The sequence below is a fragment of the Pseudomonas sp. D2002 genome, from assembly GCF_013385735.1.
Classification (GTDB): Bacteria; Pseudomonadota; Gammaproteobacteria; order Pseudomonadales; family Pseudomonadaceae; genus Aquipseudomonas.
This window is the reverse complement of sequence record NZ_JACAPL010000010.1, coordinates 277,267-303,212: the sequence shown is the minus strand read 5'-3', so window position 1 is coordinate 303,212 and position 25,946 is coordinate 277,267. Positions and strand designations below refer to the sequence as shown.

21 protein-coding genes are annotated in these 25,946 nt (G+C 62.0%); 8 read left to right on the top strand and 13 right to left on the bottom strand.

Going from position 1 to position 25,946, the window contains the following annotated elements:
• Positions 1 to 23: 23 nt before the first annotated feature.
• On the bottom strand, positions 24 to 2,858 hold the full coding sequence (uvrA, locus tag HX783_RS21025; RefSeq protein ID WP_177018103.1) for an excinuclease ABC subunit UvrA: 2,835 nt from the start codon (positions 2,856 to 2,858) through the stop codon (positions 24 to 26).
• A gap of 178 nt (positions 2,859 to 3,036) precedes the next feature.
• Between uvrA and HX783_RS21020 the strand changes: the two genes are divergently transcribed.
• On the top strand, positions 3,037 to 4,431 hold the full coding sequence (locus HX783_RS21020) for an MFS transporter (RefSeq protein WP_177018102.1): 1,395 nt from the start codon (positions 3,037 to 3,039) through the stop codon (positions 4,429 to 4,431).
• Between the two features lie 9 nt (positions 4,432 to 4,440).
• Positions 4,441 to 4,968, top strand: a complete 528-nt coding sequence (locus HX783_RS21015; protein ID WP_010467282.1) for a single-stranded DNA-binding protein — start codon at positions 4,441 to 4,443, stop codon at positions 4,966 to 4,968.
• A 67-nt stretch (positions 4,969 to 5,035) separates the two neighbouring features.
• Here the strand turns inward: HX783_RS21015 and HX783_RS21010 are convergent, their stop codons facing one another.
• Complete coding sequence (locus HX783_RS21010) at positions 5,036 to 5,944, bottom strand: LysR family transcriptional regulator (RefSeq protein ID WP_177018101.1); 909 nt, start codon at positions 5,942 to 5,944, stop codon at positions 5,036 to 5,038.
• 115 nt (positions 5,945 to 6,059) lie between these two features.
• Between HX783_RS21010 and tam the strand changes: the two genes are divergently transcribed.
• Positions 6,060 to 6,821, top strand: coding sequence for a trans-aconitate 2-methyltransferase (gene tam / locus HX783_RS21005; protein WP_177018100.1), 762 nt, complete (start codon positions 6,060 to 6,062; stop codon positions 6,819 to 6,821).
• Between the two features lie 21 nt (positions 6,822 to 6,842).
• On the opposite strand, the gene HX783_RS21000 is transcribed toward tam, so the two are convergent.
• A complete protein-coding gene (locus HX783_RS21000) occupies positions 6,843 to 7,403 on the bottom strand; it encodes a cysteine hydrolase family protein (RefSeq protein ID WP_177018099.1) in 561 nt (186 codons plus the stop codon).
• A 239-nt stretch (positions 7,404 to 7,642) separates the two neighbouring features.
• Between HX783_RS21000 and HX783_RS20995 the strand changes: the two genes are divergently transcribed.
• A complete protein-coding gene (locus HX783_RS20995) occupies positions 7,643 to 8,752 on the top strand; it encodes a DUF3182 family protein (protein WP_177018098.1) in 1,110 nt (369 codons plus the stop codon).
• Positions 8,742 to 9,497 carry a S9 family peptidase gene (locus HX783_RS20990; RefSeq protein ID WP_177018097.1) on the top strand — a complete coding sequence of 252 codons (756 nt, stop codon included), beginning with the start codon at positions 8,742 to 8,744 and terminating at the stop codon, positions 9,495 to 9,497. Before HX783_RS20995 ends, HX783_RS20990 begins: the two co-directional genes overlap by 11 nt.
• Before the next feature lie 112 nt (positions 9,498 to 9,609).
• Here the strand turns inward: HX783_RS20990 and HX783_RS20985 are convergent, their stop codons facing one another.
• From HX783_RS20985 to HX783_RS20975, 3 genes are read right to left on the bottom strand one after another with little or no spacing between them, the layout of a single operon-like run.
• Entirely contained in the window at positions 9,610 to 10,566 is a 957-nt protein-coding gene (locus HX783_RS20985) for a lysylphosphatidylglycerol synthase domain-containing protein (protein WP_159960278.1), read from the bottom strand.
• On the bottom strand, positions 10,556 to 11,818 hold the full coding sequence (gene clsB / locus HX783_RS20980) for a cardiolipin synthase ClsB (protein ID WP_177018096.1): 1,263 nt from the start codon (positions 11,816 to 11,818) through the stop codon (positions 10,556 to 10,558). Before clsB ends, HX783_RS20985 begins: the two co-directional genes overlap by 11 nt.
• On the bottom strand, positions 11,815 to 12,591 hold the full coding sequence (locus HX783_RS20975) for an endonuclease/exonuclease/phosphatase family protein (RefSeq protein ID WP_159960274.1): 777 nt from the start codon (positions 12,589 to 12,591) through the stop codon (positions 11,815 to 11,817). The genes clsB and HX783_RS20975 overlap by 4 nt, the downstream gene beginning before the upstream one ends.
• 400 nt (positions 12,592 to 12,991) lie before the next feature.
• Here HX783_RS20975 and HX783_RS20970 point away from each other — a divergent pair, with 400 nt between their 5' ends.
• Positions 12,992 to 15,100, top strand: coding sequence for a mechanosensitive ion channel family protein (locus tag HX783_RS20970; RefSeq protein ID WP_177018095.1), 2,109 nt, complete (start codon positions 12,992 to 12,994; stop codon positions 15,098 to 15,100).
• A 129-nt stretch (positions 15,101 to 15,229) separates the two neighbouring features.
• Here HX783_RS20970 and HX783_RS20965 read toward each other — a convergent pair whose 3' ends face one another.
• Positions 15,230 to 19,477 (bottom strand): DEAD/DEAH box helicase, encoded by a 4,248-nt coding sequence (locus HX783_RS20965; protein ID WP_177018094.1) that lies wholly within the window; start codon positions 19,475 to 19,477, stop codon positions 15,230 to 15,232.
• Positions 19,478 to 19,644: 167 nt separating this feature from the next.
• On the opposite strand from HX783_RS20965, the gene HX783_RS20960 reads away from it, so the two are divergent.
• Positions 19,645 to 20,529 (top strand): sugar nucleotide-binding protein, encoded by an 885-nt coding sequence (locus tag HX783_RS20960; protein ID WP_116629445.1) that lies wholly within the window; start codon positions 19,645 to 19,647, stop codon positions 20,527 to 20,529.
• Positions 20,530 to 20,666: 137 nt separating this feature from the next.
• On the opposite strand, the gene HX783_RS20955 is transcribed toward HX783_RS20960, so the two are convergent.
• The 5 genes from HX783_RS20955 to HX783_RS20935 form a co-directional block, all read right to left on the bottom strand.
• Entirely contained in the window at positions 20,667 to 21,365 is a 699-nt protein-coding gene (locus tag HX783_RS20955; protein ID WP_159960266.1) for an OmpW family protein, read from the bottom strand.
• Positions 21,366 to 21,460: 95 nt separating this feature from the next.
• Positions 21,461 to 21,982, bottom strand: coding sequence for a DUF3299 domain-containing protein (locus tag HX783_RS20950; protein ID WP_177018093.1), 522 nt, complete (start codon positions 21,980 to 21,982; stop codon positions 21,461 to 21,463).
• An 11-nt stretch (positions 21,983 to 21,993) separates the two neighbouring features.
• Positions 21,994 to 23,259: an ABC transporter permease gene (locus tag HX783_RS20945; protein ID WP_110621737.1), complete on the bottom strand. Its 1,266-nt coding sequence runs from the start codon at positions 23,257 to 23,259 to the stop codon at positions 21,994 to 21,996.
• A gap of 1 nt (position 23,260) precedes the next feature.
• Complete coding sequence (locus tag HX783_RS20940; protein ID WP_159960262.1) at positions 23,261 to 23,971, bottom strand: ABC transporter ATP-binding protein; 711 nt, start codon at positions 23,969 to 23,971, stop codon at positions 23,261 to 23,263.
• Positions 23,972 to 23,977: 6 nt separating this feature from the next.
• Complete coding sequence (locus tag HX783_RS20935; protein ID WP_177018092.1) at positions 23,978 to 24,589, bottom strand: DUF2796 domain-containing protein; 612 nt, start codon at positions 24,587 to 24,589, stop codon at positions 23,978 to 23,980.
• A gap of 130 nt (positions 24,590 to 24,719) precedes the next feature.
• Between HX783_RS20935 and HX783_RS20930 the strand changes: the two genes are divergently transcribed.
• On the top strand, positions 24,720 to 25,061 hold the full coding sequence (locus HX783_RS20930) for a hypothetical protein (protein WP_177018091.1): 342 nt from the start codon (positions 24,720 to 24,722) through the stop codon (positions 25,059 to 25,061).
• Here HX783_RS20930 and trxA read toward each other — a convergent pair.
• Positions 25,058 to 25,930, bottom strand: a complete 873-nt coding sequence (trxA, locus tag HX783_RS20925) for a thioredoxin (protein ID WP_177018090.1) — start codon at positions 25,928 to 25,930, stop codon at positions 25,058 to 25,060. The genes HX783_RS20930 and trxA overlap by 4 nt on opposite strands.
• Positions 25,931 to 25,946: the final 16 nt, after the last annotated feature.

The window sequence follows — 25,946 nt, the reverse complement described above, 5'->3', positions numbered from 1 at the left end:
GGGCTTTTTCATGCGCCCGACAATCAGGCTTTATCGCGTGCCAACAACGGCTTCAAGTAGTAACCGGTATGCGACTGCGGCATTTCCGAGACCTGCTCCGGTGTGCCCACCGCAATGATCTGGCCGCCCTTGGAGCCGCCTTCCGGCCCCAGGTCCACCAGCCAATCGGCAGTCTTGATCACATCCAGGTTGTGCTCAATCACCACCACGGTGTTGCCGTGGTCGCGCAGGCGGTGCAGCACGTCCAGCAACTGCTGAATATCCGCAAAGTGCAGACCCGTGGTCGGCTCATCGAGGATATACAAGGTCTTGCCGGTATCACGCTTGGACAGCTCACGAGACAACTTCACCCGCTGCGCCTCGCCGCCGGACAAGGTAGTCGCCGATTGCCCCAGCTTGATGTACGACAGGCCCACATCCATCAACGTTTGCAGCTTGCGCGCCAACGCAGGAACCGCGTCGAAGAACACCCGTGCTTCCTCGATGGTCATTTCGAGGGTTTCATGGATGCTTTTGCCCTTGTACTTGATCTCCAGGGTTTCGCGGTTATAGCGCTTGCTCTTGCACACATCGCACGGCACGTAGATGTCCGGCAAAAAGTGCATCTCAACCTTGATCAGGCCATCGCCCTGGCACGCTTCGCAGCGCCCGCCCTTAACGTTGAACGAGAACCGGCCAGGCCCATAACCCCGCGAGCGGGACTCCGGTACGCCGGCGAACAGTTCGCGAATCGGCGTGAACAACCCGGTATATGTCGCCGGGTTGGAGCGTGGTGTACGGCCAATCGGGCTTTGATCGATGTCGACGACCTTATCCAGGTGCTCAAGGCCCTTGATGCTGTCGTGCGCAGCCGCTTCCAGGGTGGTCGCGCCGTTCAAGGCGGTCGCACTCAGAGGGAACAGCGTGTTGTTGATCAGCGTCGACTTGCCCGAACCGGATACACCGGTCACACAGGTCAATAAACCCAATGGGATTTCCAGGTCGACATTGCGCAAGTTGTTGCCGCGCGCGCCCTTGAGGTGCAGCGCCAGCTTCTTGTTGCGTGGCGTACGCTTGGCCGGCACTTCAATCTTCACGCGGCCGGACAGGTACTTACCGGTCAACGAGTCCGGGTGAGCCATGACCTCGGCAGGCGTGCCCTCGGCAACAATATGCCCACCGTGCACACCCGCACCCGGGCCAATGTCGACCACATAATCCGCCAGGCGAATCGCATCTTCATCGTGCTCAACCACGATCACCGTGTTGCCGATATCCCGCAGGTGCTTCAGCGTTCCCAGCAGGCGGTCGTTGTCTCGCTGGTGCAAGCCAATCGACGGTTCATCGAGGATGTACAACACGCCCACGAGGCCGGCACCAATTTGGCTGGCCAATCGGATCCGCTGAGCCTCACCACCCGACAGCGTATCGGCGCTGCGATCCAGTGACAGGTAATCCAGGCCAACGTTAACCAGGAATTGCAGGCGCTCACGAATCTCCTTGAGAATCTTGTCGGCAATTTCCCCACGGCGCCCAGTCAGCTTGAGCACACCAAAGTACTCACACGCGTCGCCAATCGGCAGATTGGTCACTGCCGGCAAGGTCTTCTCACCCACCCACACATGCCGTGCTTCACGACGCAGACGAGTACCCCGGCAATCCGGGCAAGGCTGAGTGCTGAGGAACTTGGCCAGCTCTTCGCGCACGCTCGCCGACTCGGTCTCGCGGTAGCGACGCTCCAGGTTCGGCACGATACCTTCGAACGGGTGCGAACGTTTGACGATATCGCCACGGTCGTTCAGGTATTTGAAGTCGACGTTCTGCGAGCCGCTGCCGTGCAGGATGACTTTTTGCTGCTCGGCCGGCAGTTGGTTGAACGGCACTTCCAGGCTGAATTTATAGTGCGATGCCAGCGACCCCAACATCTGGAAGTAGTAGACATTGCGCCTGTCCCAGCCGCGTATCGCACCTTCCGCCAGGGTCAGGTCACCGTTGACCAGACGCTTGATGTCAAAGAACTGCTTAACCCCCAGGCCATCACAGGTCGGGCAGGCGCCAGCCGGGTTGTTGAAGGAAAACAGCTTGGGTTCCAGCTCGCTGATTGCGTGACCACAGATTGGGCAGGCAAAACGCGCGGAGAAGATGATCTCTTCGCCCGGCTCGTCGTCCATCGGTGCGACCAGTGCAATACCGTCCGCCAGCTTCAGCGCGGTCTCGAACGACTCGGCCAAACGCTGTTGCAAATCAGCGCGGACCTTGAAGCGGTCGACCACCACATCAATGGAGTGCTTCTTCTGCTTGTCGAGCTTCGGCGCTTCATCCAGCTCATAGAGCTTGCCGTTGATGCGCGCGCGCACAAAACCTTGCGCACGCAGCTCTTCAAAGACCGAAAGATGTTCGCCTTTACGCTCTCGAATCACCGGCGCCAGCAGCATCAGCTTGGCGCCTTCCGGCTGGGCCAGCACCAGGTCGACCATCTGGCTGACGGTCTGGGCTTCCAGGGGAATATCGTGGTCCGGGCAGCGCGGAATACCCACGCGCGCATACAGCAAGCGCAGGTAGTCGTAGATTTCGGTAATGGTGCCCACCGTGGAGCGTGGGTTATGGGACGTCGACTTCTGCTCGATGGAGATCGCCGGTGACAGGCCTTCAATGGTGTCGACGTCGGGCTTTTCCATCATCGACAGGAATTGCCGGGCATAGGCCGACAGCGATTCCACATAGCGACGCTGACCTTCGGCATACAGCGTGTCGAACGCCAGGGACGATTTGCCGGAGCCGGACAGGCCGGTGATGACGATCAGTTTGTCCCGGGGCAGGGTCAGGTCGATGTTCTTCAGGTTGTGGGTTCTAGCCCCACGAATCAGGATCTTGTCCAAGATGGCCTCGCACGGCGGGCGTAAATAATGCAGGAGTATACGGCTAAAGACTGGATGAATATACACTGTCAAAGTGCCGGGTGCAGCCTTACATGAAAGCTGCGCGGCAAAGCGCCGCATATACCCTCTCAATCGATGGGACTGGTAGAATCGCCGCCGGTTCACACGAGGTTTTTCCATGCACGATCCCCACAGCGAACGCATGAGTAGCGGCGAGACCCGAGCGGCAAGCGGTCTGGCCCTGGTGTTCGCCTTCCGTATGCTTGGCATGTTTATGGTGTTGCCGGTGCTGGCGACCTATGGAATGGATCTCGCAGGCGCAACCCCCGCATTGATCGGCCTGGCGATTGGCGCCTATGGCCTGACCCAGGCGCTGTTTCAGATTCCGTTCGGGATCATTTCCGATCGCATTGGCCGTCGGCCGGTGATTTACCTCGGGCTCATCGTGTTCGCCCTCGGCAGTGTCCTCGCGGCACAGTCAGACTCGATCTGGGGCGTAATCGCCGGGCGGGTCCTGCAGGGCGCCGGTGCGATTTCCGCCGCCGTCATGGCGCTGCTCTCGGACCTGACCCGCGAGCAACATCGCACCAAGGCCATGGCCATGATCGGCATGACCATCGGCCTGTCGTTTGCGGTGGCCATGGTGGTCGGCCCATTGCTGACGCGCGCCTTTGGCTTGCACGGGCTGTTCCTCGCCACGGGCGGCATGGCGTTGTTCGGGATCGTGATCGTGGCGTTCATGGTGCCGCGCTCCACCGGCACCTTGCAGCACCGAGAGTCCGGCGTGGCACGCAAGGCATTGTTGCCGACGCTCAAGCACCCGGACCTGCTGCGCCTGGATTTAGGTATCTTCGTGTTGCACGCCATGCTGATGTGCAGCTTCGTTGCCTTGCCTCTGGCGCTGGTCGAAAAAGCCGGCCTGCCCAAGGAGCAGCACTGGTGGGTCTACCTCACCGCCTTGTTGATCTCGTTCTTCGCCATGATCCCGTTCATCATCTACGGCGAGAAGAAACGCAAAATGAAACGAGTTTTGCTCGGCGCCGTCGCGACGCTGATGCTCACTGAGCTATTCTTCTGGCAGTTCGGCGACAGCCTGCGGGCGCTGGTAATCGGTACGGTGGTGTTCTTTACCGCGTTCAACCTGCTGGAGGCCTCGTTGCCTTCGCTGATCAGTAAAGTTTCACCCGCCGGTGGCAAGGGCACGGCGATGGGGGTGTATTCCACCAGCCAGTTCCTGGGTTCTGCGCTGGGCGGCATCATGGGCGGCTGGATGTTCCAGCATGGCGGTTTGTCGGTTGTGTTCCTCGGATGCGCCGGGCTGGCTGCACTTTGGCTGGCCTTTGCTGTTACCATGCGCGAACCTCCCTACGTCACAAGCCTGCGTTTGCCGCTATCGCCTGAGGCGATCCGTGAAAGCGGTCTGGTCGAGCGCCTGAAGGCCGTCGTTGGGGTAACAGATGCAGTTGTGGTCGCTGAAGAGGCGGCCATTTACATCAAATTGGACACCGAATTATTGGATCGCGCGACGCTCGAGCAACTGGTCAACCCAGTGCCGACAGCGCGCCCAGCCTAGGAGAACGTTATGGCCCGTGGGGTTAACAAAGTCATATTGGTCGGTACATGCGGCCAGGATCCCGAAGTTCGCTACTTGCCTAACGGTAACGCCGTGACCAACCTGAGTCTGGCGACCAGCGAACAGTGGACCGACAAGCAAACCGGCCAGAAGGTCGAGAAAACCGAATGGCACCGCGTGTCGATGTTCGGCAAGGTCGCAGAGATCGCCGGTGAATACCTGCGCAAAGGTTCGCAGGTCTACATCGAAGGCAAACTGCAAACCCGCGAGTGGGAAAAAGACGGCATCAAGCGTTACACCACTGAAATCGTGGTCGACATGCAAGGCACCATGCAACTGCTCGGCGGCCGTCCACAACAGGGCGACCAACAAGGCGGCGGCAACAACTACCAGCAGTCCGCTCCGGCCCCACGCCAGCAGGCTCCGCGCCCGCAGCAGTCGGCACCGCAACAGTCGCGCCAGGCGCCGCCTCCACAACAGGCCGCACCACAGCCGGCTCCGGATTTCGACAGCTTTGATGACGATATCCCGTTCTAAGGTCCAGCACCCAGAACGCACAAAACCCCCGATGGCCCAGGCCTCGGGGGTTTTTTATTGCCGATGATCAGGCCTCTGCCGCAGCCGCTGCCACCACCATCTCCTTGAAACGCCGCAAAACCGCCGAGCCGTCACCGACCCGCGTGGCCAAATGCAACGGTGCCACCAGGCTGCGACAGTCGGTCAGTTCGCGATAAACGATGCCGTCCCCACGCAGCCTTTGCATCGACGCCGGCACTATGGACACCCCAAGTCCCGCCGCCACCAGGCTCAATGTCGCGGTCATGCGTGGCGCTTCCTGAACCACCTGCGGGCTGAACCCTGCTTCACGGCAAGCCACCAGAATCGCGTCATACAAACCCAGCCCTACGCGGCGGCGATACAGCACAAACGCTTCGGTCGCCAACGCGGCCAAGGGCAGGGGCGATTGCGCGTCGATGGCCAGCGGATGATCGGTAGGCAGCGCCAGCAGCATCGGCTCCACCAAAATAGGCTGGTCTTGCAACGACTGAGAGCCGCTGAGCGGCGAGCGGATAAACGCCGCGTCGAGTTTTTCATGCACCAGCGCGTCCAACAGCTCGCCAGTGCCCGCTTCTTCCAGCACCACCGAAACGCCGACAAAGGTTTCGCGAAACAGCCGCAACACGCTGGGCACGAACGGGTGCAGCGCGGCGGAGCTGGTGAAGCCGATCGCCAAGCGGCCGCGCTCACCGCGAGCGGCACGGCGCACCACGTCGGTTACCCCTTCAACCTGGGCGAGAATGTTGCGGGCCTCGTCCAACAAGGCCAGCCCGGCGGTGGTAGGGCGCACGCCACGGGGCAGTCGCTCCATCAACATCACGCCCAGTTCGGCTTCAAGGCTTTGCAGCAGCCGGGTCAGCGGCGGTTGCTGCATCCCTAAGCGCTCTGCCGCGCGGGTGATATAGCCTTCCTCGGCAATCGCAATGAAGGCTTTGAGCTGGCGAAATTCCAACATAAGAGTTCCAACATAAGGATACTTTCAAGGTATGGGAGGTCACCAATCCTGGCATTTGTTCTCATGGCTCACAAGATTTAGGCTGTGGCCAACCTCAACAAGAAGGAACGCCGCGATGACCTGGTCAGCCAAGCAGTACACGATGTTTGAACAGCAGCGCACACGTCCCGTCCGTGACCTGGTCGCGGCCATTCCCACTACCGATGTACGCAGCGCCGTCGACCTGGGCTGCGGCCCTGGCAATTCCACCGAGGTGTTGGCCGAGCGTTTTCCACAGGCGCATGTCACCGGCCTGGACAGCTCCGACGACATGCTGGTGGATGCGCGCAAGCGGCTACCGGCGCTGAGCTTTGAATTGGCGGATATCGGTGCCTGGAGCCCCGCACAAAAATTCGACGTGATTCTGGCCAACGCCTCCCTGCAATGGTTGCCGGACCACGCCACGCTTTATCCGCACTTGGTCAACCAACTGACACCTGGCGGCACGCTGGCTGTGCAAACCCCGGACAACCTCGACGAACCTGCCCACCGCCTGGCCCGTGAAGTGGCGGCCGAGGGCCCGTGGGCGGCGAAGATCGGCGCGGTGAAACACAATGAGCGCCACACTGCGAGTTACTACTACGAGCTGCTGAGCAAACACTGCAGCACCGTCGACGTATGGCGCACCACCTATCAGCATCCCTTGGCGGATTCTGCGGCGGTGGTGGAGTGGTTCAAGGCGTCGGCGTTACGGCCCTTTCTCGCACCGTTGAGCGACAGTGAAAAAGCCGCTTTCCTACAGGAATACCAGGCGCGTATTACCCAGGCTTACCCAGCCCTGGGCGATGGCACGGTGTTGCTGCCATTCCCCCGCCTGTTCATCATCGCTACGCGCTGACACCCGGCAGACAAGTGGCGGTCATGCCGCCGCTTGCGCCTTCAAGTACTCATCCGTCGACATCACGCCGGCATACGCAAAGGCCAATGAAGCCATAAAGGCCCCATGCACCTGCGCCGCCGGAATCACCTGCCCATTGAATTCCAGATCCCGCGTGGCGCACGCGTCATGCAGCACCGTCACCTTGTAGCCCAGGTCCGCAGCGGCCCGCACCACGCCGTCGATGCACATATGGCTCATGCTGCCCACCACCACTACCTCGGTGATGGCGCGTTTTTCCAGCAAGGCCCGCAGATCAGTCCCGCGAAACGCATTCACGAAGTGTTTAAGCACCACCGGCTCATCCGCCTCATTCAGCACCTTGGCGTGCAGATGCGCACCCTCGGAGCCCGGCGTGAAGAACGGTGCATCGTCGGCGGTGAATTCATGGCGCACATGAATCACGGCATCACCGGCCTGACGAAAGGCTGCCAGCACTTGCGCGGCCTTGTCTGCCGCCGCTTCCACGCCGTCGAGTGGCCACTTGCCTTGGGGGAAATAGTCGTTCTGGATGTCGATCAGGATGAGCGCTTGCTTGGCCATGCGTGATGCCTCGTGGTCGGTGGGCTGGCTTCCAGCAGCTTAGCTGGCGCCAGGCGAGGGCCGTGTGAATCGTGCAGAACGCCGCGTGTTTAACCTCGTGTCGTGCAGAATCAAACAGGCCTACTGCCACTACTTTTTCAGTAACTGGTTGATTTAACAACCATCCTTTTCAGTCGTGCCTTGGCTTGATCTCTGCAACAGTCTTTTCACACACATGGCAGGATAGCCAAGGGGGACGCATGACCCCGACTCAACGCAAGAAACTGGTGGTCGCTCACTCAACGCGAGCAGGCGCACCGCAGCACGAAGTCGGCACCAACCTCGCACTGGCGCGCTGGCTGGCGCAGATATTGGGGCTCAAGTTCGGCGGCAGCTATGACCCGCAGAAACACACCGACCGTGAGCTGTATCTGTTGCCCACGCAAACCCTGGTCGGCGCCGCCCAGGCGCTCCAGCTCAACGTCACAGGCCCGCACGACCTGTGGGGCGGTTATGTCGACCACGATTTCATCTGCACCAAAGCCATCACCCATGGTGTCCTCAGCCCTGAATCCACGGCGCCGGAGGGTTGGTCGCCGTTGTTCTGCGAGCGTGTGCGCAAAGTCGTGCTCGACGGCCTGAGTGTGTTCGCGCTGAAAGACGCGTTGCCCGCCGCCACGCGCTTGCTCTACAGCGGGCCGATCCGCCTGAAACCCGTGCATGCCTGCGCTGGCCGTGGGCAAGAAGTTATCCACAGTCTCGACGAATTCGAGGCGTTACTGGCGCGGCCTGAAGCGCAGCAGTTATTCGCCGAAGGCGTGGTGCTGGAGCAAGACCTGCACGAGGTGGTTACCCACAGCGTGGGCCAGAGTTTTATCGGCGATCACGTGTTCAGCTACTGCGGCGAGCAATACCTCACCCAGGACGGGCAGGGCGAAGACGTCTATGGCGGCTCCAACCTGCTGGTGGTGCCCGGCTACTACGAAGACTTGTTGAAGCTCGACCTGCCCGACGACGTACGTGAGGCCATCGAGCAAGCCCAGGTTTTCGACACGGCGGCCGATGAGGCCTACCCTGGTTTCTACGCCTCCCGGCGCAACTACGACATCGCCCAAGGCCTGGACAGTGAAGGCCAGCGCCGTAGCGGCGTGCTCGAACAATCCTGGCGCATGGGCGGGGCCAGCAGCGCGGAAGTCGCGGCGTTGCAGAGCTTTATCAACAACCCCGGCCTGCGCGCTATTCGCGTTTCATCGGTGGAAACCTACGTGGACCAACCGCTGCCGGCAGACGCCATTGAGGTGTATCGCGGCCCCGCAGAAAACAGCGACTTTCTTCTCAAGTACGTGACGGTTAAATCTTATGACGGCTAGAAGCGAAAGCATTGCGATCGATATCGACGACGAACAGATGAGCGGCACCTTCCTGAGCCCAAAATCCAAAGTCCCTGGCGTGTTGTTTGTGCACGGTTGGGGCGGTAGCCAGGAGCGCGACCTTGAGCGCGCCAAAGGCATCGCCGGGTTAGGCTGCGTATGCCTGACCTTCGACCTGCGCGGCCATGCCGGCACCGGTATTCCGTTGTCCCGCGTCACCCGTGAAGACAACCTGCGCGACCTGCTGGCGGCGTATGACCGCTTGCTGTCGCACCCAGCCATCGACACCTCGGCCGTGGCGGTAGTGGGCACCAGTTACGGCGGCTACCTGGCGGCGATTCTCACCTCATTGCGCCCGGTGCGCTGGCTGGCGCTGCGCGTGCCGGCGCTGTACCGCGATCAGGAATGGCTCAAGCCCAAACGCGACTTGGACAAGGCCGACCTGATGGATTACCGCAGCACCCTGGTGCACGCCGAAACCAACCGCGCCCTGCATGCCTGCGCGAAATTCACCGGCGATGTGCTGATTGTCGAGTCGGAAACCGACGACCACGTGCCCCACGCCACCATCATGAGTTACCGCGCGGCGTGCCAGCAGACTCACTCCTTGACCCACCGCATCATCGACGGCGCCGACCACTCGTTGAGCGACCCGGTGTCGCAGCAGGCCTACACCTCAATCCTGGTGGACTGGATTACCGAGATGGTGGTGGGCGAGCGGTTGAGCATCATCCAGTCCCGTTGATGCAGTGCTCTTCAGGCCGCCTTCGCGAGCAAGCCCGCTCCCACCTTTGGAATGCATTTCAAATGTGGGAGCGGGCTTGCTCGCGAAGGCGCCAGACCAATCGACATATATCTCAAGCCGGTGTCTTTTTCACCCGCAACGCCTTGGCCTTAGCCTCCACCGCGAGGTACATCACCAACGCAATAACCAGCGGCAAAATAAAATACACCGCCCGATAGGCAATCAACCCCGCCAGCAAACTCCCGCGCGACGCCTCATGCTGCAGCAAGCCAATAAACACCGCCTCCAACACCCCAAGCCCGGCTGGAATATGCGTGACCACACCGGCAATCGCGCTGATCAACAACACCCCCAACACCAGTGGATAGTCCAGCTTGGCCGGCAACAAGGTAAAAATCACCGCCGCCATCAATGACCAATTCAACGCGCCCAGGGCCAACTGTAAACACGCCATGCGCAACGACGGCAGATTGATCTCGATGCCCTTGATCGACCACGCACGCTTCTTTGAAAACCGGCACGCCGCCAAGTAGCCGAGGCTGGCCAACACCAGCACCACACCAATGCCCTGCAACGCCAAGGTGCTGACTTTCCAACCGGGCGGCATCGTCACCAGGCCGCTGCTGAACACCACGCCGGCCAGCGCCATGTAACCAAACCAATTGGTCGCCAGGCTCAGCCCAAGAATCTTGGCGATGTTGCTGGTGCTCACGCCGAGCCGCGAATACAGGCGATAACGCATGGCAATCCCGCCGACCCACGCGCTGAGGTTGAGGTTGAACGCATAGCTGATAATCCCCACCGGCAGGATCTGCTTCCAGCGCAGCGGCTGGCGAATGTAGGTGCGGCCGATCAGATCGAAGCTGGCGTACACCAGAAAACTGCACAGGGTCAGCGCACCGGCGATCAACAGCGTGCGCAGCTTGAAGTCGCCCAGCGTCTGCAGCACTTCGCTCCAGTCGATGCGCCGCGCGAGCAAGGTGAACAGCACAATCAGCAACAGGAAGAAGGCGATGGTCAGCGGTTTCTTCCAGCGCTTGAATCGTGAACTGCCGGCTTCAGCGGTCATGGGCCTGGCTCTCGAAGGGTTTCAAGCGCGGCTTGTGTGCGGGCAGCCAGCCGGTCAGCGCGGGGAAATGGCGCATCACATGAAACACCAGGAAGCCCACGGTCAAACGCCATAACCACAGGCGCGGCTTGCGGTTTTCCGGCATGGTCTGGCAGTGGTTTTTGGCGAGCATTTCCAGGCGCTCGTAGAGCTGCTGATTGAACGTGCGGTCGCGAATCAGCACGTTGGCTTCCAGGTTCAGCGACAAGCTCAGCGGGTCCAGATTGCTTGAGCCCACCGTGCTCCAATCGTCATCCACCAACGCGACTTTGCCGTGCAGCGGGCGCTGGCAATACTCGTGAATCACCACGCCATCCTTGAGCAAATAATCGTAGAGCATGCGCGCCGCCAGCTTGGCCAGCAGCACATCGGGCTGGCCTTGCATGATCAGTTGCACGTGCACGCCACGCCGCGCGGCATTGCGGATTTCGCGCAGCAGGCGGTAGCCGGGGAAGAAGTAGGCGTTGGCAATCACCGCGCGTTTTTGCGCCTTGCTCAACGCGTGGATATACGCCTCTTCTATGTCGTCGCGGTGCTGCACGTTGTCGCGATAGATCAGGCGCACCAGGCCGTCGTCGTTTGCGGTCGTCCACAGCGAGGGCCGTTGCTGGCGCCGCCGCCAGCCGCGCCGGGTGCGAACCTGGCGACCACTTTGGGCGAGGGCGAAATGGTGCAAGTCCGCCACGGCCGGGCCGATGATTTGCACGGCGTAATCCTGCTTGGCTTCGGCGCCGAAATCGCCGAGGTGATCAGCCGAAAAGTTTATCCCGCCAATAAACGCCACCGTGGCGTCCACCACCACAATCTTGCGGTGCAGGCGACGAAACCAGTTGGTACGAATCCCCAACCTTTTCGACGCCGGGTCGAACATCTGCACCAGCACGCCAGCCTCCGCCAGCTCGCCCAGAAAGGCCGGGCTCAGCTCGCCGCAGCCAAAGCCATCGAGGCTGACCACCACCTTCACGCCGCGCTGCGCCGCTTCGATCAAGATGCCTTTGAGTTCATGGCCGACCTTGTCTTCGAACAGAATAAAAGTCTCCAGCAGGATCTCCCGCTGCGCCCCACGCAGGGCCTCGAACACCTGGGGAAAGTACGCCTCGCCGTTCTCCAGCAGCTCCACTTGGTTACCGCTCTGCCAGCCGTAATCGACATCCCGCGCCTTGGCTTCGTCCGGCGGCTGATCAGTGGCAATGTGCTCTACTGCGACAGTCATAACTCGATCTCCACCGACAGCGGCACATGGTCGGACAGATGCGACCAGGGCCGAGTCGTCAGCACCTTGGGGTTATGAATCTTCAGGTTGCGCACGTAGATGCGGTCCAGCGGCAGTAGCGGCAGACGCGCCGGGAACGTGCGTGCGGGCTTGCCGTGGGCCTCGACGAAGACTTCCTTGAGGCCGCTGCGGCTCAGGTCGGCCTTCTGGCGCCAGTCGTTGAAGTCACCGGCCACCACCAGCGGCGCGTCGGCAGGAATCTCGCTGATACGCTGCTCCAGCAAACGCAATTGCTGCTGGCGATGCACCTCGCGCAGGCCCAAGTGCATGCAGATCGCATGCACCTCCTGGCCGCTGCCCGGCAGGCGCAACACACAATGCAGCAAGCCACGGCTTTCATGGCCGCTTTGCGAGATATCGAGGTTGTCGTAGCGCACGATCTGGAATTTCGACAGCAACGCATTGCCGTGGTCGCCATGCGGGTAGACCGCGTTGCGCCCATAGGCGAACTGCGGCCAGATGCTGTCTGCGAGGAATTCGTATTGCGGCATCTTCGGCCAGTCGCTGTAGCGCTGGGGGTGGCGTTCGTGGGTGCCGTGGATTTCCTGCAGGAACACCATGTCGGCGCCCACACTGCGCACCGCTTCACGCAGCTCGGGCAGGATGAAACGCCGGTTCAGCGCGGTGAAGCCCTTGTGGATATTCACGGTCAGCACGGTGAACCGCGTGATGGCCGTGGTGGGCGTGACGGGGATCAATTCCGGGTGGGTCATGACAACCCCCCGCGCCAGTCGGATATGCCGATATGAATCGCCGCCATGCTTGCTCCCGTGGATATAGGGTCGGGTGACCTCCGTTTTGGGATGACTGCGGTTTTTGCTTGAAAGTTTCGCCGTTCCTACAGACGGTACACGGTCAGAAGTGTGGGAGCTGGCTTGCCTGCGATAGCGGTGGGCCGCCATCGCGGGCAAGCCCGGCTCCCACAGTTTCCGGGGCGACACTGGACAGATCGTTCCCACGCTCCGCGTGGGAATGCCTCCGGTGACGCTCCGCGTCACGCTTTTTAATGCAGACGCAGAGCGCCCAAGGCTGCATTCCCACGCAGAGCATGGGAACGATCAGCGCTTAAACCCGTCAGTTCCTTACAGACCCTGCTGATGGAGGCCCGGCGTTTTGCTGAATCTAAAGACTGCATTACTGCTTGGTGCGCTGCTGTTGTGTGGCAATGGCGCATTGCAAGCCGCAACCCCAGCGCCGGCTGAACCTGCCGCGCCGGCCAAGCCGGAGTTATTGGTGGAAGGCGGCCTGCTCGGCGCCATCAGTTCCAGCATCGACGATGTACAAGACAAGCTCGACCTCAACCAGAACCTGATCGACGCCTGGCGCTTGCGCGCCGATCGCGCGGCGGACGAAGTAGGGCGCCTGGTCGACCAGACCGCCGAACGTTCGCCATGGAGCGTGGCCGGCGACTTCCTGCTGCTGTCGGGTGTATGGGTGGGCGCCTTTGCGGTGTTGACGCTGCTGGGGCGCTTTATCGTGCAACGCTTGAGTCGCCGGCATTTCGTCGCACAGCGCAAACGCCTGCAAGCCGTGCTGGGCTATGTGGTGCCCTACACGATTCCGGCCGTTATCTGTCTGCCATTGACCCTCTACGTCAGCCATTTTTTACCCACATCGGTAGGGCGCGCGCTGGCGCTGTGTTTTGCCTACGCCACCAGCAGCGGCATCTTTTCCACCTCGATGTTGTTGTGCGTCATCGTCATGTTCAACGTCGGCCACAAACGCCCGGCCGTGCAGATTATTCGTGACTACTGCCCAAAACCGCTGTTCCTGATCGGCTTCCTCGCCGCCCTCAGCGACGCGCTGACCAGCCCGCAAATCGCTCGCCAATTGGGCGGCAATATCACCAGCAGCATCGCGGTGTTCACCGGTCTGTTTGCAGCGGTGATTTTCGGTGTGCTGGTGGTGCGCCTGCGTCGTCCGGTGGCGCATCTGATACGCAATCGGCCGCTGGCCCAGCGCCTTAAACACCCGGCATTGCAGCAATCGCTGCGAGTGTTTTCCGGGTTGTGGTACTGGCCGATTCTGTTGATGGTGCTGGTCTCGGCCATCAACCTGATCGGCGCTGGCGACGACAACCAGAAAGCCCTGCGTTGCGCGCTGTTCACCACCATTCTGCTGATCGGCACGGTGTTTCTCAGCACGGTGCTGCAACACCTGTTCAAGTCCCGCAGCCAGGTGGCGATCCAGCGCAGCAGCGCCTACAAGGAACGCTTCCTGAGCCTGCTGCACGCTATCTTGCGCATTGTCATGGCGGTCGCCTTTATCGAAATCCTCGGGCGTATCTGGGGCATATCGCTGTTCGAATTTGCCCAGCGCAACTCCGTGGGCCGGGCGATCAGCGATTCCCTCAGCAGCATCGGCCTGATCCTGTTGATGACCTGGTTGTTCTGGGTAGTGCTCGACACCGCGATCCAGGAAGCGCTGAAACCACCGGTGAATAAACGCTCCAGTCGCCAGCCGAGTACGCGGGTCAAAACCATCCTGCCGCTGCTGCGCAACGCGGTGAAGATCATCCTCGTGGTGATCTGCGCGATCACCACCATGGCCAACCTGGGCATCAACGTCGCGCCGTTGCTGGCGGGTGCCGGTGTGGTCGGCCTGGCCATCGGTTTCGGCTCGCAGCAATTGGTGCAGGATGTGATCACCGGCCTGTTCATCATTATCGAAGACACGCTGTCGATCGGCGATTGGGTGGTGCTCGACTCCGGCCACGCCGGCACCGTCGAAGGCCTGACCATCCGCACCCTGCGCCTGCGCGACGGCAAGGGTTTTGTGCACTCGGTGCCGTTCGGGCAGATCAAGGCGGTCACCAACCAGTCGCGGCAATTCGCCTACGCATTCTTCTCGGTGCAATTCACCTACGACACCGATGTGGACAAGGCCGTGGAGTTGATTCGCGAGGCTGGGCAATCGATCCGCGACGACGTGTTCCTCAAGTACAACCTGCAAGGGCCGCTGGAAGTATTTGGCGTCGACAAAATGGACCTCAACGGCGTGGTACTCACGGCGCAATTCCGCACCGTGTCGGGCGGGCAATATGCGGTGAGTCGTGCGTTTAACCAGCGCCTGAAAAAGCTTGTGGATAACTGTGATGAGGTGCACTTCGCGCAAACTTATCCACAACAGGTTTGGCTGCCCAAGCGTGCGGCGCAGGTGGATGAGCCGGATGAAGAGGCGCCGGTTTCGGTGGTGTTGACCGAGCAGCCGCGCACCCAGTGATTTATAGCGTCTGAGGCTGACGCCTTCGCGAGCAAGCCCGCTCCCACATTCGACCGAGTACATCTTTGGAATACGGTCAAAATGTGGGAGCGGGCTTGCTCGCGAAGAGGCCTTCAAAGTCACTCCACCTCAATGCCTGATCAGCTTTTCCTGCACCGCCTGCTGATCAACATCCACCAACACCTGCTGCTTGCCCGCGACCATCACTGCCGCCGGCACGCCATCGCGATACACAATCCGATTACCACTCACCGCCGGCACCTTATTGCCCGGCAACAACGTGCCCACCAGGTTAAGCGGGTCCGCCCCACACACCGCAATCAAGCTGCCGTCATGTGGTCTGCGCCTGACTTCGCGCAACAACGGAATTGCCTCCGGCAACGCAAACTGCTCGCCCGCCAGGCCGCTGACAAACCGTCCGCCGCGAATCTCACCACGCGCCTCCAGCCGATGGAACGTGCGCAGCAATTCGCGCCAGCTCGGCAACCAGTCCGCTTCGCGCTCCAGCAGCCGCCAGAACACCACGCCATAGCGGCGCAGCAAGGTCATCGCCACATGTTCCAGCGTCTCGGCCGAATGCGCCCCGGCAGCGCTGGGCGAGCGGCGCACCAAGGCCCAGCGCCCGGCGTCGTCCATGCCGCCAACAAATGCCCCGCGCCCACGCCGGCTGCTGCGCGCCTGGCGTTTGCTGGCGGGCGTGGTCAGGGCGCGCAGGCCGGCGAAGCTGTCGGCATTCACCAGGCCGGCGCCGACCAGTTCCTGCAAGGCGCTTTCCAATTCGCTGCGCAGCAGATGGGCTTCGTGCACCAGCTCATCAAAAAACAACGCGCCATGCTCGCGTAAGGCCAGGTGGACCTTCTGCGCTTTAGGCGACAGCGTGGTGCTGTCGGTCAATTCGGTGAGCCCACTCCACAGCGGCACCTGGCTACGCGGCAGCAGCACCACCGGCGTACTGCGCAGCGCCATCGCGCTGGCCTTGTTGCTCAGCCGCGTCCACACCAGCTTGCCGCTGCGGCACAAGTCGTCGAGCCAAGTGGAGGAGTAATCCTTGAGCCGCGCGCTGAGCAGGTCAGTGTCCCAGGCCGAGGTGGCGGCGGCGTAGCCTTCGAACTGCGCGACGATCTGCGGCAACATGGCGCTGCCCTGGCCGCGTGTGCCCTCGGCGAGGTGCTGCCAATCGAACAGAAAACGCATGAAGTCCTGTAACGCCACCGGCTCGATTTCCCGGCGCAGGCGCTTGACCGTGTAGCGATGAATACGCGCGAGCAAATGCCGCTCGCACCATTGCTCTTGCGTGGCGCCAGGGCTGAAGCGGCCGCGCAGTACGTAGCCTTCCTGCTCCAGGCGCGCCAATGCCTGGGTCACGTCCGCCACCGGCAGAGCCAGCGGCGCGGCAATCTCTATCAAGGTCAGCGGGCCGAAGCCGCCGAGGCGTGCGCGCAATACTTCCGCCAGCGCCTCATCAACAGTCCACGGCTCATCAAAGCCCGGCAGCAGCGGCAAGTTGTTGGGATAGATCGCCTGTACACAACTCAAGCGTTCAACGGCCACCCACAGGCCATTTTTCAGCTGATAGGCGCGCCCACCTTTGGCCAAAGCGCGCAGCCACTCGGCCCATTGCGGCGTGACTTCGCTGGCGGCGATACAGGCCAGGCTCATCAACGCCTCATGCATTTCGTCCAAACCATGGGGCGCCGGCCACGCCTCTTCGCGTACGCCGGCGATGGCGTCGGCATCCAGCGCGCCGAGGTCGTCGGTGCTGTGCGGGTCGCTCCAGCGCCGGTTGAGCACGGCCTGGGTGCGGCGCTCTTCCAGGGGCGCATCGTCGAGAAAGGTGTACGGGCGCGCGCTGAGAATTTCGGCGGCCATGGGCGAGGGCGCCGGCAGGTCGCGGCTGATCAGGCGGACTTCGCCGCTTTCCATGCGTCGCAACAGCGCCAGCCAGGCAGTGCTGTCCATGGCTTCGTGCAGGCAGTCGTCGAGGGTCTGTTCCACCAATGGGTGCTCGGGCACTTCACGCTCGCCGGCGAGGTTTTCCAGGCAGGCGATCTGGTCGGGAAACACGCTGGCGATCAGGTCTTCGCTTTTCATGCGCTGGATCTGCGGCGCCACTTTGCGCCCGCCGGTAAAACGCGGCAACGCCAGGGCCACCCCAGCGTTCCAGCGCCAGCGCACGCCGAAAAGCGGCGCGTCGAGGACGGCCTGGATCAGGATGTGCTCGGCGCTGTTGCTGTTGAGGTAGCGCCATACTTCGTCCAGCTCGAAGCTGTGGCTGGTGGACAGCGACAGCACGATTGCATTTTCACTCGCCGCCGCCTGCAATTCGAAATTGAACGTGCGGCAAAAACGCTTGCGCAAGGCCAGGCCCCAGGCGCGATTGACCCGGCTGCCGAACGGCGTGTGAATGATTAATTGAGTGCCGCCGGACGCGTCGAAAAACCGCTCCATGATCAACGTGTCCTGGGACGGCAACGCGCTGAGCGCCAGGCGCGTGCGGGCCAGGTAATCGAGGATCTGTTCGGCGCTGGCGCGGTTCAGGCCGAGGGTGCCGGTGAGCCAGTCTTGTGCGGCTTGCAAGTCGCCGGGCGTGGCGCTGAGCAACGCGTCCAACTGCCCCTGAAAGCGCGCCACGGCCGCCGACAACTCGTTACTGCGACCCGGCGCTTCGCCGAGCCAGAACGGAATGGTCGGCGGTTGGCCGTGCGCATCTTCGACGCGCACCTTGCCGGCTTCGACCCGCAAAATTCTGTAGGACGTGTTACCGAGCTGGAAGATATCCCCGGCAATACTTTCCACCGCGAAGTCTTCGTTGACGCTGCCGATATTCAGGCTCTGCGGCTCCAGCAACACGCTGTAGTCGGCGTTGTCGGGGATGGTGCCGCCGCTGGTCACGGCGGTCAGCTTGGCGCCACGGCGGCCGCGCAGGGTGTGGGTCACGGCGTCGCGGTGCAGGTAGGCGCTGCGGATGCCCTGGCGACCGTTATAGCCCTCGGAAAGCATCTGCAGCAGCGCCTGGTAATGGCGTTCGTCCAGCGCCGCGTAAGGTGAGGCGCGGCGGATAAGGTCGAGCAATGCCTGTTCCGACCATTCCTGGGCGCTGACTTCGGCGATGATCTGCTGGGCCAGCACGTCCAGCGGCGCGACCGGGATCTGCAAGGTGTCGAGTTCGCCGCGGCGCACGCAGTCGAGCAGGGCGGCGCATTCGATCAAGTCATCGCGGGTGGTGGCGAACAGGCGCCCCTTGGGCGTGCCGCCAACCTGGTGGCCGGAGCGGCCCACCCTTTGCAGAAAGCCGTTGATCGAACCGGGCGAGCCGATCTGGCACACCAGGTCGACGTCGCCGATATCAATCCCCAGCTCCAGGGACGCGGTGGCGATCAGCACTTGCAGCTCGCCGGCCTTGAGCCGTTGCTCGGCGTCCAGGCGCAGCTCTTTGGCCAGGCTGCCGTGGTGGGCGGCCACAGCGGTCTTGCCCAGGCGCTCGCTCAAGTGCCGCGCCAGGCGCTCGGCCAGGCGGCGGGTGTTGACGAAAATCAGCGTGGTGCGGTGTTCGCGCGCCAACGCGGCGAGGCGGTCGTAGACCAGTTCCCACACGTCATTGGCCATTACTGCCGAGAGCGGCACCGGCGGCACTTCGATATCCAGGTCGCGCGGGCGCGCGTGGCCGATATCGACAATCGCGCAATCACGTCCCGCGCCGACCAGAAAGCGCGACACGGCCTCGATGGGTTTTTGTGTGGCCGACAGGCCAACGCGGGTCAGCGGCTCGGCGCACAAGCCTTGCAGACGCTCCAGGCTCAAGGCCATGTGGCTACCGCGTTTGCTGGCGGCGATGGCGTGGATTTCGTCGACAATCACCGTGCGCGTGCTGGCGAGCATCCGCCTGCCGGAGTCCGAGCCCAGCAGCACGTAGAGCGATTCCGGAGTGGTCACCAGGATATGCGGCGGGCGCTTGCGCATCAGCGCGCGGTCTTTTTGCGGGGTGTCGCCGGTGCGCACGGCGGTGCGGATCACCAAGGGCGGCAGGCCCATGGCCTGCAACTGTTCGGTGATGCCGGCCAGCGGGTTTTGCAGGTTGATCTGGATGTCGTTGGACAGCGCCTTGAGCGGTGAGACGTAGACCACGAGCGTCTCATCCGGCAGTTGCCCGCCGTTGGCCAGGCCTTGGTGAACCAGGTCATCCAGCACGGCCAGGAACGCCGTCAGGGTTTTACCGGAGCCGGTGGGCGCGGCAATCAGCGTCGAGCGCCGTTGGCGGATCAGCGGCCATGCCTGGGCCTGCGCGCCGGTCACCGACGGGAAGCTGCTGCGGAACCAGGCGCTGACGGCGGGGTGGAAGCCGTTCAATACCGTGCCCGTGGATTCATGAAGGTTCATGCAGGGAGTTATGCGGCCGTCTCCCATAAGTTGCAACCCCGCACTTTATAAGTGACGGTTGCGCTACAAACCCGCAAAATGCAACGATTCTGGCAACCACCAACGGTAAGGCCCACAGGCCTGCCGATAATAACCATCGTTCCAAACAGACCGGGCCTGCTCAATCTATGCGAATGCGCCTTATGTTACTGGGCGGCGGGAATGCCCTCGGGCAGGCGCTGATTCGCCTCGGTGCAGAGGAAGACATCGGTTTCCTCGCACCCAAACCGCCCCAAGACGGCTGGGATGCCGCGAGCCTCACCCAATTGCTCGACGACACCCGTCCCGATGCGTTGATCAACCTCGCCTACTATTTCGACTGGTTCCAGGCCGAAGCCGTCAGCGAAACCCGCTTGGCTGCCCAGGAATTCGCCATCGAACGCCTGGCTGAGTTGTGTCAGCACCACAGCATCACCTTGCTGCAGCCTTCCAGTTACCGCGTGTTCGACGGCTCCCGTGCCACCGCCTACAGCGAAAAAGACGAGCCGGTGCCGCTTGGCCTGCGCGGCCAGGCGTTGTGGCGTATCGAACAGAGTGTGCGCGCGACCTGCCCGCAACATGTGCTGCTACGTTTTGGCTGGTTGCTGGATGACAGCGTCGACGGCACCCTCGGGCGCTTTCTGGCGCGGGCCGAGAAGCCGGATGAATTGCTGATGGCCGATGACCGGCGTGGCAACCCGACGCCGGTGGACGATGCCGCGCGGGTGATCATCTCGGTGCTCAAGCAACTCGATTGCGCGGCGCCGCTGTGGGGCACCTATCACTACGCCGGGCACGAAGCGACCACGCCGTTGGCGCTGGGCCAGGCGATCCTCACCGAAGCGCGTAACTTTCACCCGTTGGCGATTGAATCGCCTACCGCCCAGGCCCACGCGGCCCGGCCGGATGCGGCGGATGAACCGCAGCATGCAGTGCTGGCCTGCAAGAAGATCCTGCACACCTTTGGTATCAAGCCACGGGCGTGGCGGGCGGGGTTGCCGGCGTTGCTGGATCGGTTTTACCGGCATAGCTGAGCGTCACACAAAACCAAATGTGGGAGCGGGCTTGCTCGCGAAGGCGGAGTGTCAGTCAACAGATTAGTCGACTGACCCACCGCTTTCGCGAGCAAGCCCGCTCCCACATTGGTGTTGTGGTGTTGGTGAAATATCGCTTAGAACTTGTAACCAATACCTACCATGTAAACCATCGGGTCAACGTCCACATTGACCTTGGCGCGTGTGCCTTGGCCCAGCGCGTTGTTGTCCACGGTGGCCTTGGTGCTGATGTCGATGTAGCGCGCCTGGGCGTTGATCATCCACTTGTCGTTGATCATGTAGTCGGCGCCGATCTGCGCGGCCCAGCCCCAGGAGTTTTCAGCCTTGAAGTTGCTGAAACCGGCTTGTTCCGCGCGGCTGCCGACGTGCTCGTCGTAGATCCAGGTGTAGTTGATACCGGCGCCCACGTACGGTTGGAAGGCGGATTTGTTGTCCAGCGGGTAGTACACGACGCTCAGGGTTGGCGGTAGGTGTTTCAGGGTGCCGAGCTTGCCGTTGGCGGCGCCGAGGGCGGTGTTCTTGATCTTCACGTCATGCTCGAACGGCGTGGCGGCCAGCAGCTCGATCCCGACGTGGTTGGTGAGCATGTAGGCGAAGTTCAAGCCCAGTTGGGTGTCGCTGCTCATGGTCGCCTTGCCGCCCAAGTTGGTGCCGGCCAATGGGCCTTGATCAACTTTGACGCTGCCGCTGTCAGCCTTCGGATTCACGGTAATTGCACCGGCGCGAATCAGAATGTCGCCCGCTTCGTGAGCGTGTGCGACCGGGGCGGCGAGGGCGAGCGCGAAGAGGGACGCGCCGAGCAGAGACTTGTTCATGGGAGCTCCAAAAGGACGTTAAAAGTTGTACGTCCAATGGTAAAGATCGTTCCGTTCGATCCTTTGACTCAGCTCAATGAAAGGGCGATCAGGCCTTATTCCTGCAGCTCGTAGACATAAATCTTCTCGGCATCCATCTGGTAACCGGCATCTGCCAGCTCACTCGAAGACGGCTTGACCTGCATCGAACCTTCGATCCAATACGGCTGATACAGCTCATCGAGTTTCACCCCGACTTCGCTTTTCACATGCACGATCTGGTTCGACGGCGGTGGCGGTACGTGGATGCACGCGCCGAAATACGGCACCAGCAAAAACTCGGTGGTGCGGCCTTCTTCGCTGACTTCCAGCGGCACGATGTAACCCGGCAAGCGGATGTGCTGGCCATCGAGGCTCTGCACCACCGGCGCGTTGGGCAAGTCCTGCTTGGCGGCCGGCGCCGACTCTACCGACAACGCATCGGCCATGTTCGACAGGTCGTGCAGCGGCTTCATATTGGGGATTTCCGGCGGCGCATCCGGCGGGATCATTTCCTGCCAGGACAAGTCCTTGGGCTGGTCTTCCGCCCACGTGGGCAGCGCCACCAACAGCAACAATGCAAACAGGGCACGACGCATCGAAGCCTTCCTCATAAACGTATGGACAGGCCATCGGCCAAAGATTGTCGATAGGCGCGCCACGCGGGCACGCTGCCCATCAACAGCGCCGCCGCGAGGATGCCGGCGAGCAGCGTCCATTCATATTCGCTGGGCCATGACATCGGCAAGTCCAGGCCGTAGTTGGCCTGCAAATACCCACGCGATGCGGCGATGCACACGTACAACAGACCAACGCCCGCCACCACCCCAGACAGCGCCAGGGCGAAGGCTTCGAAGATCAGCAATGTCGCGATATGCCAAGGCCGTGCGCCCACCGAGCGCAGGATCGCCATCTCGCGGCGGCGTTCATTGAGGCTGGTGAGGATGGCTGTGAGCATGCCGATCAAACCGGTCAGCACTACAAACAGCGAGATCACGAACAGCGCTTTTTCGGCGGTGCCCATCATGCTCCACAACTCTTGCAGCGCCACGCCGGGCAGGATCGCCAGCATCGGCTCGCCACGGAATTCATTGATTTCGCGTTGCAAAGCGAAGGTGGAAATCTTGTTGTTCAGCCCGAGCATAAACGCGGTGATGGCTTGCGGGGTCAGGTCCATATTGCGCGCCTGATCGGCGCTGATGCGGCCTTTGCCCTGGGCCGGCACGCCGTTGTGCCAGTCGATATGGATCGCCTCCATGCCGCCGAGGCTGATGTGCAGCGTGCGGTCCACCGGCGTGCCGGTGCGTTTCAGAATGCCGACCACGGTGAATGGCTTGTCATCGTGCTTGACCAGGCTGACCACCGCCACGCCATGGGCCAACACCAGCTTGTCGCCCAGCTTGTAGTGCAGCGCATCGGCGACTTCGGCGCCGAGCACCACTTCAAACGGGTCGGTGGCGAAGGCGCGGCCGCTGGCCAGTTCGAGGTTCTGTTTGCGGCCGTATTGGTAGTGCTCGAAGTAGGATTCGTTGGTGCCCATCACGCGGTAGCCGCGATGGGAGTCGCCGAGGGAAATCGGGATCGCCCATTTCACCTGCGGGCTGGCGGCGAAGTGCTCGTAGCTGTCCCAACGGATGTTGTTGGTGGCATTGCCGATGCGGAACACCGAGTACAGCAGCAAATTGACCGAGCCGGAGCGGGCACCAACGATCAGGTCGGTGCCGCTGATGGTGCTGGCGAAACTGTTGCGCGCCTCAACGCGCACGCGTTCTACCGCGAGCAGCAAGCAGACGGAAAGCGCGATGGCGAAGGCGGTGAGGATCGCGGTAAAGCGGCGGTTAGCCAGGCTGGCCATGGCTAGACGAAACAAATACATCTCAAACCTCTGCGGGCGTGGCGGCGCGATTGAGTTCGGCCAGCGACAGGTGACGGTCGAACAGCGGCGCGAGGCTCTGGTCATGGCTGACAAACAACAGGCTGGCGCCGGCATCCCGGCATTCGGCGAACAACAATTGAATGAAGGCTTCGCGGGCGTCGTAGTCCAGTGCCGAGGTGGGTTCGTCGGCGATCACCAGTTCCGGTTGGCCAATCAATGCGCGGGCGGCGGCCACGCGCTGTTGTTGGCCGATGGACAGTGAGTCGGCGCGGCGCTCCAGCAGGTTTTTATCTTTCAAACCCAGGTGCGCCAACAAGGTCGCGGCGGCCTGGTCGACGCTGCCGTGGCGTTGAACCGCCCGTTGCGCGCGCAGCTTGGAAAAGTGACAAGGCAGCTCGACGTTCTCGCGCACCGACAGGAACGGCAGCAAGTTGAACTGCTGAAAGATGTAGCCGGTGTGGTCGACGCGAAAGCGGTCGCGGGCGCCGGCCGACAGTTCGGTCAGCTCCTGGCCGAGCAGGCGAATGCTGCCCTGGCTGGGTTTCTGCACGCCGCCGAGCAAACCGAGCAGGGTGGTTTTGCCACTGCCGCTCGGGCCTTTGAGAAACAGGGTTTCCCCGGCTTCCAGGCGGAACGCGGGGATGTCCAGCAACTGTGGGTGGCCGGGCCAGTTGAAGCCCAGGTCAGACAGTTCAATCAGTGCTTGGGTCATAGGAAATCAGAATTTCAGGGTGGCTGCGGTGGCCGTCGCTTCAACACCTTGCTGACCGCTTGGGCCGATCAGTTGTACTTGAATTTTCTGGGTGGCGGGGAAGGTTTTGAACACTTGAGTCAGGTCGAGGTTGCTCAAGGCCGTCGGCGTGGCGCAGGTGAATTGGTAGTGAGCGTGGATTTCGCTGTGATCGTGATGATGTTCGTGGGCCGCCGCGCCTTTGCCGTCGGTGGCGTGGGCGTCATCGTCGTCGTCATGATCGGCTTCCGGCTTGTCGCCGAACAACGGGCTGTTGAGTTCCTGGGTGCTGATCACGCAACCGGCAGACTTGGGCAGGTTGAACAGGGCCAGCGGGTTTTCCAACTGCTTGCGGGCGGCGGCGACTTTGGCTTTGTCGGCAGGCGTCGTGGCCTGGTGTTCAAAACCCACGAGGTTCATGGCAGGGCTGTCGAATTCCAGCTCAAGCGCCTGGCCGTCGAGTACCGCGTTGAGGCGGCCGACGCCGTGTTCATGAGCGCCGAGGCTGGCGTGTTCATGCTCATGATCGTGCTCATCGCCAGCGTGGGCGATAGCCAGCGGCAACAGGGCAAACGGCAAAGCAAGCAGCAGACGGCGCATGAGAAGGCTCCAGAACATGAAAGTTTTGTTATGTGATCTTATAACAATAGTGCCAGAGTTTGACCGCCCGCTTGGCGTTGCGCAAGCCGCGTGGGAGCATGCCGGTCAGAAAAGTGCAGGAGTAAGGACGATGGTGCGAATTCGTGGAACCGTCGGCGACGTGCCGGTGGACTTGACCCTGGAGCTGGACGACGGCGATTGGGCGCGGTTGGGCGCGCACTTGCAGGCGCCGCCAACGCCGAGCGCGCCGGCTGCGGCGCCAGTCAAACAGAACGATGATCTATGGCAGAACGCCCAGGACCTGCTGCGCAAGGCCGGGCAACTCAACGGGCTTGAGTTGCTCGATCAATTGGAAGGCCTGGCCGGCGATGCCGCTTCCGGCAAACGCCTGCTGGTGCGCCTGCGCCATAGCGCTAACGTGAAAGTGGCCAGCGGCGGGGATACGCCGCTGTACAGCTGGGTCGGCGATTAATACAGCGCGGCGAACAACTTGCGGCGGTATACGGTGACCAGCGGATGGTCATTGCCGAGCAGCTCGAACACCTGCAGCAAGGTCTTGTGCGGCAGGCCTTCGCTGTAGCTGCGGTTGCGGATAAACAACTTGAGCAAGCCTTCCAGCGCCGCATCGTATTGCTGGCGCGCCAGTTGCTGAATGGCCAACTGATAGGCCGCTTCATCGTCCTGCGGGTTTTGCGCGAGTCGGCTTTTCAAGTCGGCGGCGTCGGGCAGGTCGGCAGCCTGGCGCAGGAAAGTGATTTGCGCCTTGGCCCCGGCGAGGGCGGCTTTGTGATCGTCGCTTTTTACCGCGTCGAGAACGGTTTGGGCTTCGCCCAATTCACCGCGTTCGGCCAGGCAGCGCGCATACAGAATCAGCGCGCCGGCGTTGGTGTTGTCTTCGCCCAGCAGCGCGATCAGCACTGCTTCGGCGTCGCTGATACGTCCTTCGTTGAACAGCGCCTGAGCCTGTTCCAGCGGGTCAGCCGCGGCCGGTGGAGGCATCTGCACATGCGGCTCCAGCATCGCCCGCACCGCCGACTCCGGCTGCGCCCCGGCAAACCCGTCCACCGGCTGGCCATCCTTGAACAGCACCACGGTCGGCAAGCTGCGAATGCCAAAACGCGCAACGATATCCTGCTCGGCTTCGCAATCGACCTTGGCCAGCAGCAACTCGCCCTGGTAACTCTCGGCAATCTGCGCCAGCAGCGGCATCAACGCCTTGCACGGTGCGCACCACTCGGCCCAGAAGTCCACCAGCACGGGTTTTTCGAAAGAGTTCTGAATCACCGCCTGGTCGAAGTTGGCAGTGGTGACATCGAAGATGTACGGCGTGGGCTCACTCATGGGGCGTCTCGAATAA

Coding starts and splice junctions, on each gene's coding strand:
- HX783_RS20990 (WP_177018097.1), top strand. CDS start 8,742: ATGACGGCTAGAAGCGAAAGCATTGCGATCGATATCGACGACGAACAG.
- HX783_RS20965 (WP_177018094.1), bottom strand. CDS start 19,477: ATGAACCTTCATGAATCCACGGGCACGGTATTGAACGGCTTCCACCCC.
- HX783_RS20960 (WP_116629445.1), top strand. CDS start 19,645: ATGCGAATGCGCCTTATGTTACTGGGCGGCGGGAATGCCCTCGGGCAG.
- HX783_RS20995 (WP_177018098.1), top strand. CDS start 7,643: ATGACCCCGACTCAACGCAAGAAACTGGTGGTCGCTCACTCAACGCGA.
- HX783_RS21010 (WP_177018101.1), bottom strand. CDS start 5,944: ATGTTGGAATTTCGCCAGCTCAAAGCCTTCATTGCGATTGCCGAGGAA.
- HX783_RS21000 (WP_177018099.1), bottom strand. CDS start 7,403: ATGGCCAAGCAAGCGCTCATCCTGATCGACATCCAGAACGACTATTTC.
- HX783_RS20985 (WP_159960278.1), bottom strand. CDS start 10,566: ATGACCGCTGAAGCCGGCAGTTCACGATTCAAGCGCTGGAAGAAACCG.
- HX783_RS20945 (WP_110621737.1), bottom strand. CDS start 23,259: ATGTATTTGTTTCGTCTAGCCATGGCCAGCCTGGCTAACCGCCGCTTT.
- HX783_RS20950 (WP_177018093.1), bottom strand. CDS start 21,982: ATGCGTCGTGCCCTGTTTGCATTGTTGCTGTTGGTGGCGCTGCCCACG.
- HX783_RS20930 (WP_177018091.1), top strand. CDS start 24,720: ATGGTGCGAATTCGTGGAACCGTCGGCGACGTGCCGGTGGACTTGACC.
- trxA (WP_177018090.1), bottom strand. CDS start 25,930: ATGAGTGAGCCCACGCCGTACATCTTCGATGTCACCACTGCCAACTTC.
- HX783_RS20955 (WP_159960266.1), bottom strand. CDS start 21,365: ATGAACAAGTCTCTGCTCGGCGCGTCCCTCTTCGCGCTCGCCCTCGCC.
- HX783_RS21015 (WP_010467282.1), top strand. CDS start 4,441: ATGGCCCGTGGGGTTAACAAAGTCATATTGGTCGGTACATGCGGCCAG.
- HX783_RS20935 (WP_177018092.1), bottom strand. CDS start 24,589: ATGCGCCGTCTGCTGCTTGCTTTGCCGTTTGCCCTGTTGCCGCTGGCT.
- clsB (WP_177018096.1), bottom strand. CDS start 11,818: ATGACTGTCGCAGTAGAGCACATTGCCACTGATCAGCCGCCGGACGAA.
- tam (WP_177018100.1), top strand. CDS start 6,060: ATGACCTGGTCAGCCAAGCAGTACACGATGTTTGAACAGCAGCGCACA.
- HX783_RS20940 (WP_159960262.1), bottom strand. CDS start 23,971: ATGACCCAAGCACTGATTGAACTGTCTGACCTGGGCTTCAACTGGCCC.
- HX783_RS20975 (WP_159960274.1), bottom strand. CDS start 12,591: ATGACCCACCCGGAATTGATCCCCGTCACGCCCACCACGGCCATCACG.
- HX783_RS21020 (WP_177018102.1), top strand. CDS start 3,037: ATGCACGATCCCCACAGCGAACGCATGAGTAGCGGCGAGACCCGAGCG.